This is a genomic window from Pseudomonas haemolytica, from assembly GCF_009659625.1.
GTDB classification, from domain to species: Bacteria; Pseudomonadota; Gammaproteobacteria; order Pseudomonadales; family Pseudomonadaceae; genus Aquipseudomonas; species Aquipseudomonas haemolytica.
Genome location: NZ_VOIW01000002.1, coordinates 61,384 through 73,497 on the forward strand (window position 1 = coordinate 61,384; position 12,114 = coordinate 73,497).

Annotated in this window: 11 protein-coding genes, 1 tRNA gene and 2 pseudogenes; 5 read left to right on the top strand and 9 right to left on the bottom strand. The window is 54.0% G+C overall.

Annotated elements, in window-relative coordinates:
- Positions 1 to 83 precede the first annotated feature (83 nt).
- The 4 genes from FRT59_RS06475 to FRT59_RS06490 form a co-directional block, all read right to left on the bottom strand.
- Positions 84 to 353, bottom strand: a complete 270-nt coding sequence (locus FRT59_RS06475; RefSeq protein WP_153870730.1) for a hypothetical protein — start codon at positions 351 to 353, stop codon at positions 84 to 86.
- A 205-nt stretch (positions 354 to 558) separates the two neighbouring features.
- Entirely contained in the window at positions 559 to 1,581 is a 1,023-nt protein-coding gene (locus tag FRT59_RS06480; RefSeq protein WP_153870731.1) for a sensor histidine kinase, read from the bottom strand.
- A 10-nt stretch (positions 1,582 to 1,591) separates the two neighbouring features.
- Complete coding sequence (locus FRT59_RS06485) at positions 1,592 to 3,052, bottom strand: ATPase domain-containing protein (RefSeq protein ID WP_153870732.1); 1,461 nt, start codon at positions 3,050 to 3,052, stop codon at positions 1,592 to 1,594.
- Positions 3,049 to 3,483, bottom strand: a complete 435-nt coding sequence (locus FRT59_RS06490; RefSeq protein WP_153870733.1) for a hypothetical protein — start codon at positions 3,481 to 3,483, stop codon at positions 3,049 to 3,051. The genes FRT59_RS06485 and FRT59_RS06490 overlap by 4 nt, the downstream gene beginning before the upstream one ends.
- A gap of 187 nt (positions 3,484 to 3,670) precedes the next feature.
- On the opposite strand from FRT59_RS06490, the gene FRT59_RS06495 reads away from it, so the two are divergent.
- From FRT59_RS06495 to FRT59_RS06505, 3 genes are read left to right on the top strand one after another with little or no spacing between them, the layout of a single operon-like run.
- Positions 3,671 to 5,116 (top strand): ATPase domain-containing protein, encoded by a 1,446-nt coding sequence (locus FRT59_RS06495; protein WP_198809822.1) that lies wholly within the window; start codon positions 3,671 to 3,673, stop codon positions 5,114 to 5,116.
- Positions 5,117 to 5,140: 24 nt separating this feature from the next.
- The gene (locus FRT59_RS06500; protein ID WP_153870734.1) at positions 5,141 to 5,503 is read left to right on the top strand and encodes a response regulator; all 363 of its coding nucleotides are present in this window, start codon (positions 5,141 to 5,143) and stop codon (positions 5,501 to 5,503) included.
- 18 nt (positions 5,504 to 5,521) lie between these two features.
- Positions 5,522 to 6,085 carry a hypothetical protein gene (locus FRT59_RS06505; RefSeq protein WP_153870735.1) on the top strand — a complete coding sequence of 188 codons (564 nt, stop codon included), beginning with the start codon at positions 5,522 to 5,524 and terminating at the stop codon, positions 6,083 to 6,085.
- A gap of 384 nt (positions 6,086 to 6,469) precedes the next feature.
- On the opposite strand, the gene FRT59_RS06510 is transcribed toward FRT59_RS06505, so the two are convergent.
- Positions 6,470 to 6,886: an Ivy family c-type lysozyme inhibitor gene (locus FRT59_RS06510; protein WP_153870736.1), complete on the bottom strand. Its 417-nt coding sequence runs from the start codon at positions 6,884 to 6,886 to the stop codon at positions 6,470 to 6,472.
- Positions 6,887 to 7,136: 250 nt separating this feature from the next.
- Here FRT59_RS06510 and FRT59_RS06515 point away from each other — a divergent pair, with 250 nt between their 5' ends.
- Entirely contained in the window at positions 7,137 to 7,913 is a 777-nt protein-coding gene (locus FRT59_RS06515) for a hypothetical protein (RefSeq protein ID WP_233094254.1), read from the top strand.
- Positions 7,914 to 8,233: 320 nt separating this feature from the next.
- Positions 8,234 to 9,253 carry an acyltransferase family protein gene (locus tag FRT59_RS06520; RefSeq protein ID WP_153870737.1) on the top strand — a complete coding sequence of 340 codons (1,020 nt, stop codon included), beginning with the start codon at positions 8,234 to 8,236 and terminating at the stop codon, positions 9,251 to 9,253.
- A gap of 244 nt (positions 9,254 to 9,497) precedes the next feature.
- Here FRT59_RS06520 and FRT59_RS06525 read toward each other — a convergent pair whose 3' ends face one another.
- The 4 genes and pseudogenes from FRT59_RS06525 to FRT59_RS06535 all read right to left on the bottom strand — a co-directional run bounded on the left by FRT59_RS06525 (position 9,498) and on the right by FRT59_RS06535 (position 12,055).
- Positions 9,498 to 10,751 (bottom strand): ferredoxin reductase family protein, encoded by a 1,254-nt coding sequence (locus FRT59_RS06525; RefSeq protein ID WP_198809814.1) that lies wholly within the window; start codon positions 10,749 to 10,751, stop codon positions 9,498 to 9,500.
- Between the two features lie 291 nt (positions 10,752 to 11,042).
- Positions 11,043 to 11,260 (bottom strand): annotated as a pseudogene (locus FRT59_RS06530) (hypothetical protein); the annotation flags it as partial.
- 317 nt (positions 11,261 to 11,577) lie between these two features.
- A pseudogene (locus tag FRT59_RS27165) lies at positions 11,578 to 11,694 on the bottom strand (MPN domain-containing protein); the annotation flags it as partial.
- 270 nt (positions 11,695 to 11,964) lie between these two features.
- Positions 11,965 to 12,055: transfer RNA gene (locus FRT59_RS06535), tRNA-Ser, on the bottom strand.
- Positions 12,056 to 12,114: the final 59 nt, after the last annotated feature.

Sequence of the window (12,114 nt, forward strand, 5' to 3'; positions counted from 1 at the left end):
ACAGTGATGGGAAGGCAGGCACGCCCGTCAGGTCACGCCTTATTGACGGACCAGGACGCTTGCAAAACAGTATCGAACCCGATTTAGCCGTCCGCCGCTGCTAGCGCCCGCATCAGATCATCCGCCTCCGACCCTGCCGGAAAGCGGAAACCGTACATTTCGTCGGTGGCCAGGATATCGCTCAAGGCATCGCGCAACTGGGTTTGCGAAGGCGAGTCGCGCAGCAGCTTGTGCGCCGGCAACAGCAACTCGGCCGAGACGCCCTGTACAGTCGCGGCGTCGATCACCGCAAAGAGGATAAACCGCAAACGGATTTCGCGATCCGTGGGCCAAACCGTTTTTCGTTTACCCAAGGTAGGGCCTCGTGTTTAAGAAAAATCCGAGGCTATTGCCCGCCGGGAAGCGTTTCAAGCACTGAGAGGCAAGATAGGCCGCTTCCTACAGAGGAAAGGGAAACACCGCACCGATTGGTCTATTTATCTGCGTTGCCGGGTTGCCTGCCAGCGCATCAGCGAACCTACTCCGCGGTAATTGTCGGTTCTATCATCCAATAAACATCTAATGGATCAAGGGCAACGTTACCGTAAACTCGCTTCCCTTCCCGGCCCCCTGGCTTGTACCGGTCACTGTGCCGCCGTGGGCTGCGATCAACTCACGCACGACCGTCAGACCAATGCCCAGGCCTGCCCCATTGAAACCAACCGCGTGCACATCCTGCACGAAGGGGTCAAAGATGAACGGTAGCGCGTCGGCCGTTATACCGATACCGGTATCGCAGATTCGAATGTGAAGTTGATCGGCGTCGGCGGTGACCGTAAACATGACTGCGCCATCCACCGGCGTGTACTTGGCTGCGTTGCCTAGAAGATTGCCGAGAATTTGAGTGAGGCGTGCCGAATCGCCATAGACCATCAACGCACGCTCTGGCAATTGCGCGCTGAAATGCAAGTGGTGAGCGACCATCACCGGGGTGCAGGTTTCTATTGCCTCAAGGATGATCTGAGCCAGATCGACACGCTGGCAATCAAGGTGAAACTTACCCGTGCTGGCGCGGGCAATGTCGAGCAAGTCTTCAACCAACCGCGACATCTGCTTCACCTGCCCCTCTATCAGCATCTGCATGCGCGGCAACTCTTCGCTCGGCACTCGTACCAACCGGCCAGCAATCAGACTAATGGGTGTAAGAGGATTTCGCAGTTCGTGGGCCACCAGGTTGAGGAAGTTGCGTTGCTGCTTCAGCGCATCTTGCGCCGCGACCTGCAGGTCTTGTGCGCTAAGCGCAGCTATGACCAATTGCTCGTTGGCCTCGCGCATCTCAAGGTACATTTGCTGCTCGGCCTGAGCGATTTTCGGATTTTCAGCCTCCGACTGCGCCGAAAGAATGGCGAGCACCAACTGCTGGTTGGCTTCAATCAGTTGCTCGACCTGCAAATTATCGAGGAGTTGGCTATGGGCTTGGTTAAGCTCCTTGTGCACCGATGCGAGCACCGCCCGCGCCGCGACCGTTTTCTGGCCGAGAAGGAACAGCTCGCGTGCTGCGGTGGCTATCGCTTGCTTATTCTTGCCGTCAGCCTCACTCATGATATTTCGCTCATCCCTGGAATGTGACCGTACGCTGTTGGGTAGGTCTTCCCCCTAGCAACCCCTCTTTATCCGGCAACCTCTCTCCGATCTGCACGCCGTCATCGTCGATGCGGTACAGCCGCAGTTCGTCGGAGTGAGCGCTAGCCCGCACCTTGACCACCGCCATGATCCGCAGCAAACGGCTCTCCACTTCAATATAGCGCTGGACGATAATTGCGTCGGTGAGAAATGCCGTACCGTAAGGACTGAAGCGCAGATCGGTGTAGCGGTCCTCCAGCTCGGACGTCATCAACACGCTAACCCCTGCGTTGGTGAGGGCGGTAACCATGCGCGACAACGACTCACGAAAGTCTTCGCGGAAGGTCGGGGCGAGCGCCAGTTCGAAGCCTGACAGCGAATCGATCACCACGCGGGTGGCGTTCAGCCGGGTGATCTCGCTCAACAGCAACTGGACGATTTCATCGATGGACAAGTCCGGCGCACGGCTATCGACCAAACCGACCTTACCGCCCTGAATCAAACCCGCGAGGATGGCGTTCTGAGAGCGATTGGGGCGCTGTTCAAATACCGCTATCACCCCGGTTTCGCCATTGCGAGCGCCCTCGGCGAGGAACGTCGCAGCGAGAATGCTTTTGCCCGAACCCGATGGGCCGGCCACCAGTAGGGAGTAGCCACGGGGCAAGCCGCCGCCGAGCATCTCGTCGAGTTGTGGCACACCCATTTTCAGGCGCTGCATCGCAGACCTAGGGGGTGGTTCAACCGGATTGAGTGGCGCCGGCGCAAACACCCGGATACCCGAGGTGGCGATGCGAAAGGTATGCAGCCCCGGCAGCGTCGGCTGGCCGCGCATCTTCATGATTTCCATCTTGCGCACCATGGAGTTGCGCTGAACGCTCTGGCGCAGCCAGATCAGGCCATCGGCCACAGTGAAAATCGGATTGGTGTCGGTTTCGCTGAAGTATTCGCCAATCAGGAAGGTGGTTGCCTGCCAAGTGGTCATCAACATGCCCAACTGCTGAACGAACTGCGGCAAGTTATTGTTGGGGTTGTCCTGTGTCTGGCTCGCCAGCACCACTGAACGGAACGAGTCGACAAACACCAGCGCCGGAGAGTGGGCCTCAACCTCAGCAACGATACGGCGTAACACCTCATCCAAATCCCCAGCCAGGGTGTCTGTGGCCAAGTTGATGTAGCGGATCGACTGATTGATGGCTTCACTGTCAAAAAAGTCGAATTGCTGTTGGTAGCGCAGCATTTTCAACGGCGGCTCGCCGAGCACGGTGAAAAACAGTGCCGGGCGCTCGGGTGTCGCCAAGGCAAACATCATTTGATGCGCCAGGGTGGTTTTGCCACAGCCCGGCGGGCCGGCGATCAGGTTGAACGAAAACTCCGGCAATCCCCCGCCCAGCACCTCGTCCAGCCCTGGAACTCCGGTGGCCAGGCGATTGATAGTCACTTTGGTGTTCATGGCGAATTTTCCTGCGCAGATGTGTCGCTCAAAGAAGGTGTCCACACGTCGCGAAGTAAGCGTGCGGTGAGCGAGGGCCCGATCAGCGTAGTGAGTAACTCGTAAAAGGTGGTCAGCATCACTTCACCAAACAACAAGGCGTCTGCTTCGCTTTCTGTAACAAGTACAGAATCAAGCGCTTTCAGATCCAGCGAGGCTTGCACGCGATCAGACAGGTGGGCCACGCGCGGGTGCCGGGAAGCGCACAGATGAAGGCTGCGTCGATAAAGCGCGGCTACCCCTTGCTGACCAATGATGGGGGTAAGGGCTGCATCAATAGCCTGCAAGGTCGAGACAATTGCTTGCGCGATCCTTGCAGTATCAGCATCAGGGCCAACCCGTTGCGCCAGAGACGCTACGATCTGGCGGCTCTCTTCGTTTAGCGCGGACATGGCTAACTAATTTCTGATGGGCAGAATTTGATAGTACACCCTATGGCGAGTCGTAGAGACTCAATCGTTAGAGCGCGGCGGTAATTTGATTTTATCCGTTGCAGAAGTGTCGATAGCTCCAACACAGAAATGGCGTTAGCATCCTACACATTCGGTTTAACCGCGTGTTTTTTCAGATCAGGGTCGCATTGTGGAAAAGTTAAATCGCCTTCAAAGTGGAATAGAAGGCCTGGATGCTCTGCTTAAAGGAGGACTTGTCTCAGGTGCTTCCTACATTGTTCAGGGCCGTCCGGGATCTGGCAAAACGATTCTCGCCAACCAACTTGGCTTCCATCATGCGCGCAATGGAGGCCGGGTCCTGGTTGCCACACTGCTTGCCGAATCCCACGACCGTCTTTTTCAATTCCTGTCGACCTTGAGCTTTTTCGACTCAGCCCTGGTAGGAGCCGAAATCCAGTTCGTCAGCGCATTTGACACCCTGGAAAATGAAGGCCTGGATGAAGTCGTCAAACTACTAAGGCGCGAGATCAGCCGTCAGAAGGCCACGGTCATGGTGGTAGACGGCTTGCTCAACGCGCGCTCTAAAGCCGACTCGCCTATCGACACGAAGAAGTTCATCTCGGAATTGCAAGGGCACGCCGCATTTGCTGGATGCACCGTATTGTTTCTCACCAGTTCACGGCTGGATGACGGCAGCCCCGAGCACACCATGGTTGACGGCGTCATTGAGTTGGGCGAAGAGCTGTATGGCACTCGCTCGGCGCGTCGTATTCAACTGCGTAAAACCCGTGGCAGCGCGGCGCTGACTGGGCTTCACGAGTGTGAAATCACTGAAAAGGGCTTGGTGGTTTATCCGCGCCTGGAAAGCCTTTACAGCCACCCGTCCGCACCCGACAGCGCGGATATGACGCGCATCGCCAGTGGCATAGGTGCATTGGACACCATATTGGGCGGGGGCCTTTACAGTTCCAGCGTGACGTTGGTCATGGGCCCCTCTGGAATAGGTAAGACCACGCTGGGGCTCAAATTCCTGAGCGAATCGACGGTGCAAGCACCGGGGCTGCATTTTGGCTTCTATGAAAGCCCGGAGCGGTTACGCCTGAAAGGCCAATCTCTGGGTATCGATATCAAGGGCATGGAAGAAAGTGGTGCGTTGAGCATCACCTGGCAACCTACCACCGAAGGTCTTCTAGATGGGCTGGGCGCACGACTGCTGAGCATCGTCGAAGAAAAAGGGATCAAGCGTTTGTTCATCGATAGCCTCAGCGGCATGACGCGGGTTTCCACGAGCCCTGCCCGGATCACTGACTTTTACAGTGCGCTGATGAACGAACTGCGCTCCAGGGGCGTGACCGTGTTTGCGTCCTGGGAGATGCGTGATCTTTTCGGCTCCGAGGTCAGCTCACCGAACTCTGATCTCTCCAGCATCGTCGACAACCTGATGCTTATGCGCTTCTTCGAGAATCACTCTGAACTAAGCCGGACTATTTCCATTCTTAAAGTAAGAGATAGCTCTTATGACCCTTCGCGATTTGAAGTGGTCATCCGTGACCAAGACGTTGATCTGAAAAAGGCTTCAAGCAATGAACCGCCAGTTCCCATTCCTACAGCGCTGCACGGTTCATCTTCCTAAGTCATTGATTCAGGTTGAATTCACATGACCACTATCCTGGTCGTCGACGACGAATACTTGATCGCTGATATTCTCGGCTATGCGCTGGAGGATGAAGGCTACATGGTGGTGAAGGCCAGCAATGGCCAAAAAGGACTCGAGGTGCTTGAGCGAGAAAGGCCAGCCCTGATCATCACCGACTTCATGATGCCTGTCATGGACGGCCTCGAATTCGCCAAGGCCGTGCGCGCCTTGCCTGCCGTTAGTCACTTGCCGATCATCTTGATCAGCGGAGCGCAAGCGCACCTGGGTATGGAAAGATCGGATTTGTTTGATGCGGTTTTGGTAAAGCCATTCAACATTGAACGGATCCTTGCAACTGTTAGAGACCTTCTCGTTGCGAATTGACGCAAAGGAAAATGCGTGATGAACAAGTACCTCCTGTGTTCTCTATTGGCACTAGCCGCGGGGTGCAGTACGGAGCCCTATCTGCACCCGGAATCGTCGGCTGGCCAGAACGCCCTACTTTCACGAACTTGTCCGGGTGCACACGCTGCAATGAGTTTTACGCCACTGTCCGAGGAGCTTAACTGGGTTCACGTGCTGGTGTATGTGGCCCCGCCGGGTACACCGAGTTGGCCAGGTAATGTGAAGACATCCGACACGGAACTTCGCCTGTTCGGCCGTCTGTATAAACCGCATCCGGGCAACGCCGCCACGTCGCTCTGGGTGAGTGCGGCCTCGCCTGAGGTGACCGTGAAACTGGCTTCAGGTCAAACTTATCAAGTTAGTATTGCGCAGTTAAAAACTGGGTTCGACCCCAAGAAAATATCCACGCCCTACAGTAAGGGCACGCCCTTGGGTAACGGCGAAATGGACGACTTCACGCTGACTTTTCCGGATATCTTCGTCAACGGTGAAAAAATCCCCATGGCGCCTATTCACTTCAAAAAGCGCGAAGAGCGTTATGCGCCGGTGTTCAACTGCTGAATCCAGTCGGTCGACGCTATTGAAACCGACGACTTTATAGCTTTTCAGGAGATATCAAATGAACGGACGCACCTTTATATTCGTTATGTTGCTTGCCTTCCCCACGCTATCGGTTGCAGCCGCCATCCCAAGAGACGAATGCGGCCGCGAGCGCCCGCCGCAAACACTCCGTAGCCTGTGAACACCACGAACGTCATTGCCATGAAAATGATTGAGAGTTGCAGCATGAGCAGTGTGGATGCTCCACGTTGTGACCGATGAATTGTTGCAGGAAAGCGAAGATCGACAGCTTGGGGTCAAGCAGATTCACCAGGATGGCTTGCCGGATCACCCCCCAATCGGATTGGACCCATTACGAAACACCCGCATGTCGCTACACGCTCATCAATCTTCGGGATTGTTATCAGAAAACGACTTGTTCAGTAGCCCCTGGACCACACTGTCGGGATTACCGAGTAATTGCTTACTGAACGCCTCTCCATCCGCTGGACGAGTCGCGAGCAACCCCCAGGACTTCGTTCCATCTGCGTTAAAGACCACGATTAGCTGGTTATCTGCACAATCATGCGGCTTGCACATATGGCCTACCGTGAAACTCTTGCCCTCAGCCGAAACCTTCTCGACTGGCGAGGCTGTGCCCTGAGCTTTGCTGACCCAGGTTGGATGACTGAGCATCTCTGCGTAGGCTTTTTTGTAAGGCGCTTTGCTGGCAATCTCAGGCAGATACTGCTCAGCGCAAGCGCCTCCAACCACCAGCATCAGGGAGGCACCCGCAAGAGTTGAAAGGCTCACTATTTTCATTCGAATTACTCCATCTTGGTGACTTCTCATCCGCTTCTTCGCAGGCTGAACTTAAAAGCAGGTATGAAAGCTCGGACAGGACACCACCTTGGAAGTTTCGATATTCACCTATCCAAGGAGTCTGAAACCAGGCGGTAGCCCTCCCGGGATTATGGCCGCAGATAAAGATAGTGGCGTTATGACGGCGGTCATACGCTTCGGGGCATTTCGACCCGCACTCAAATACGCACTTCACTTACGGATGAGTATCATGAACGATGATTTGAAGCAGTCAGGCTCTACGACTACCTCACAGACCACCACTTCCCTAGAGCAGGTCAAAACCGGCAGGGTCTTGGACTTCACCTGGGCGCCAAACGCCAACACAACGACCACCACCGTCTCGGCAGACTTTGTCGACTACACGGTCGACACCTCCCAGGGTAGCCCTACTGGAGAAAGCCACTCCATTGCACGGTTTACCTATGTCCAGGGCAAAGGCGGTGGTCAGATCAGTCAGCTGTTTCTCGAAGAAATGCGTGCAGGGGTACGTGCCAACACCCAGATCGGGCTGATGGTTGGACGCAAATGGGTTCTGGATCCCAACGGGGAAGTCTCCGGCAGCATCGGTACTTATGTGGTCGAGCAATTTGATGACATGCGCGCCAGTGTGAATTATGTCGGTTCCTTCGCCCGGGTCTTCGCTGACCCGAGGATGGTCAGCTACCACGCCGGTGGACACGTGCACCCCAACGTCTCTATCACCGGCAGCAGACCACTGACCATGGCGGACTCTGGCAAGTCGATCCTGGTCATCAGCGATACAGACGTCACGCTCACAATTGGTGATGACGTGACTGAAGGGTTCAAGGTGACTCTAATCCAGGCGGCCGCCGGCAAGATCAACATCGCCGTATCGAGCAGCCACATGATCTACAGCAACGCTGGTGGCCGCACGCGAACGCTTAACCCACTAGATGAGCTGGAAGTCAGCACCTTCCCATTCGGCCCAGTGTTCCTGGCTTTCCGGGTCAGACCCACTGCCTGAATAGCCCGGCACAACCAAACCCCAGAAACGCAAGAGCCCCGCAATCGCGGGGCTTTTGTACAATCGCTCGACAAGGCCATTTCGGCAAAGGAACTCAAGGCGGCGCTGGAGCGCTTGTAGTCCGTGAGTGCCGAGCCTTCTGGCACGCTCAATTACAGATCCGTGGACATACTGACGGACCAGCGCGACCACGTGTTCAGGGGAAATCAGCGATTGATCGGCGAACTACGGAAAATCACTGATACGAAGGTCTGAGCTATGTGATAGCCGTCCAATAGCAAAGATTTGGGTATACTCAATTTTTTTAGACGGCTGCATTCATGCTCAACTCAATACAGACTTTAAGAGCTTTGGCCGCATGGATTGTGGTCTTTCATCACTACATGCAGGTCGCATTCAAATTCTCACTTACAGATCCAGTTTCCGTAGCGCTATATAAATACGGTGCTGTAGGCGTCGATTTATTTTTCGTAATTAGTGGATTTGTAATATATCTGTCCGCATCACAAAAACACCAATCGCCCGGCATTTTTGCCTTACATCGACTGGCGCGTATTGCCCCAGCCTACTGGTCATTTACATTGGCCACCGTCGCTACATTATTAATTGTGCCAGGCATAGTGCCCCTAACAATGTACGAACCGGTATTTCTACTAAAGAGTTTATTTTTCATACCCGCACAAAACCCCTCGGGAATCGGCCTGTATCCGGTGGTCACCATGGGATGGACCCTAAATTACGAAATGGCATTTTACGTCATATTCTTTTTGGCCCTTTACCTTCCAGTGCGATTAAGAGTTGTTGCAATCGTCGCGGGGGTATTGCTAATGCAAGCTTTCCTGCCTGCCTTGGGTGGAGACTTCATCTTCTTCAAAAACCGAATCGTCTATGAGTTTCTTTTTGGCATAGGTATCGCCCTGCTTTACCAGAAAGGGTATGTAACACGTATTCCTTTAGTGGTAGCCGCGTCTATGATCGCCGTAGCGTTCTGGAGAATCTCAGTAAACTCCCCAATCAATCACGACCCTTATGGTAACGGCTTACCTTGCGCCATGATACTGATAGCTGCGATCTCTCAGGAACGTCTGTTCAGTCGAATAGGTTTCCTATCAAAACTCGGTGACTGGTCCTATTCGACCTACCTATGCCACGTGCTTGTAATTTGCTTTGGGCTCAGGTTTCAGCAGGTAGCTGGCCTGGCTACGTGGACAACCTTCGCACTGATTACGGTAACGATTGCTGCGGTTTCGTGGGCAAGTTTCACGTTGATAGAGAAACCCATCTCACAACTTGCCAAGAATAGGCTCAGAGCAATGAAGGTCACCGATCCTGTGACCTGATGCGAATGCTGGTACCTTAACCGAGACGGTTTATCGACGTATTGGCGAGATCGTTCAACCGACCAGATGACCGCTTCGCGCAACTCGTTGCGGCAACTGCCCGAAATGATGCGGAAATGGTCAGCCATTAATAGCCCGGCATAACCAAACCCCAGAAACGCAAAAGCCCCGCAATCGCGGGGCTTTCGTGTGAATGTGGGCGGAAAAGCCAAGTAACGTGAGTTGTATTAGGCACCTTATCGAATCAACGAAACTCGAAAAGTTCGAAGTGAAGATTAGCTTTCGGAATCCGATTGATTGCCATAAGTTCATACACCTTGTGCAGTAGGCCTTTCGGGCCGCAAAAACTTACATGAATCTGGTGGGGCTTGGTTTGAGCGACTGCCTCACGCAAGGTTTCAGCCAACTGCTCAGTGCCACCTGTATTACGAACAAATTGCACGCCACGCTTTGCGGTTATGCTTTCCAACTCTTCGGAGGGTGGAAAGGCGCGCGAGGGCGTGAAGCAATAGACCAAGGTTACCTTTTCGAAGTCTTTGCCATTCGGATCTTGCAACCAGGAAATGAAGGGTGAAATCCCTACACCTGCGCCGATCCAAATTTCCCGCTCGGCCTGAGAGGCCCGTTTAAATTTCCCATAAGGGGCGTATAGAGTGGCCAGCATTCCGACTTTCGCGCACTCACACAGCTTTTTGGTGTAATCCCCAAGCCCTCTGATTATGAACTCAACCTGCCCATTTTGACCGCCAGCACTCGCTATTGTGAACGGGTGAGGCTCACGCAAGCCTTTTTGCTGCATTGCCAGAAAAGCAAACTGCCCAGCGCTGAATTCAAACCCCTTATGGGTTGGTTCCAGCGTCAAATGCAGCGCCCTATTTCCCCTATTGACTGCTGTCACCTTGTACTCGCCAGCACGTGCGAGAAACGGGTAAAAAATCAGTTTGTAGAGGGCCGCTAACACACCCAGCCCGCAGGACAGTGCCAACCAGATACCTGAGGGGCTGAACAAAGTGATCGGCGATTTGAAGCTAAGCCAATGCAAGATCACGACAAGAAACAAGGGTCCCGAGAGCTTGTGCCACCACCGCCATAAGCTGTAAGGAATATTGCGATTCAGCGCAAGTAATACGATGAGGCCTAAAGCTACATAGCTCAACTGGCGCACTAGTCGTGTCCAATATTTTGGCAACTCCAGGATAGGGACGCTGTTCCAAACGTCCAGATTTGCCTTGAACACAAAGTGATAAGTGGCAAATACGAGTGCCCAGATGCCTAGCCATTTGTGCGATTCATAGACCCGGTCCAGGCCGCCGAATAGACTCTCGATTACACCCCAGCGACTGGCCATCAGGCAGGAAGCAGCCATATAGACCAACGCGCAAGTTCCAAGTATCAGGCTGAGAGTTGCCGATGTAAGCCAAGTATCAATAGGTATTTCAATCAGCAGCGTTAGTGTAGTAACCACCAAGATACCAATTATGCAGTGCCAGCTCTTCACCGTGAATGCTCCAGTCATCAATATGGCGTGTAGGCCGAACTGATCCTCCCTGAGCGTTTCAGCGGCCGGATACGCTAGCAGACTGCCGAAATCGGGGTATGACCCAGGTCATACCTTTGGAGAACATTTTAATCATCCCGGACCTGCACGATTTAGCTCACCAAAGCGGTCTTAGGAAGCGGAGTCGGTGAGCGGGTTGCCGCAAATAAATGAAGGAGTAGAGGTTGCATCGGGTACTCCTGAAGTTCTGATAGTGGCAGGAGTGATGGCTTTTTCTTGCCTTGAACGTTTCGCTGGTGGAGCTACAAGCTCCTTAGCTCGGGAGGCGAGCGCGGCATATATGCTTAGAGATGACATCGACAATGCCATGAAGATCGAGGTAAGGATCAGAGATAGAACAAATAACCGGCACCGATGAACTTCACCGCGTTGAACAGCCATTCGTAACTGGCAAGCAGCACACCAAGCCCTAGCATGGCAGCGGACGACAGGCAGAAGACGAAAGAGGCAATTTGCCGGGCTTTGTCATGTCGATACAGGAGAGTTGGCGCTTCAAATACGCGTCCAAGCTATTTCGAGCCCACCGTTGACCTAGAGATGTCGCAAGCCAATCTCAGCCGCTCATGAGCCCTTGGTTCCATCGGAGCTGTCATCATGGCTCGGTACGTCACGCACTCCTGAGTATCTGAAGCGGGTTCGGCATGATGGGCAGCGCTTTTGGATACAGCGCACCCTGCCATCATCGCTAACGCTACCGCGACCGCCGGTATCAAAATCCTCATGTCGCTCCCCATTTGGTTTGGCGGGAATGTAGCATTTCCGGCATCGGTGTGATCGTCCGCAAGTCGCCCTCGGGCCACGACAGGATATGCCAGGGCAAGGCCGTAGCCTCGCACATCGTCAGGTCGTGCGGTGGCGGCCTGCTGGTCGCATCCGGGTGCGTACAGAGGAAGGGGAAAATAGCCTGGGCAAATTAGTCAGGGAGATTTCAGATCGTAGATATCGGCGAGGCCAGCCTGCTACTTGGGCATAGTAACCAGGAGATCGCAAAGCGCGTTTACAGGAGTCTCGGCGCCACAGCGAAGCCTTCAAAATAAAAAAGGTTCTGGAACACTTCCATAATAGTTATGGAACGCCGAGCAAATACAAGTCAGCCAAAGCCAGACCCCAGAAACGCAAAAGCCCCGCAATCGCGGGGCTTTCGTGTGAATCTTGGCGGGAAACCAGGGATTCGAACCCTGGGAACGCTATTAACGTTCGCCGGTTTTCAAGACCGGTGCATTCAACCACTCTGCCAATTTCCCTTGTGCATCACAGGATTATAGTAGCCCATCCGGTGTCAGCGGGCGCCATAATACCCGAA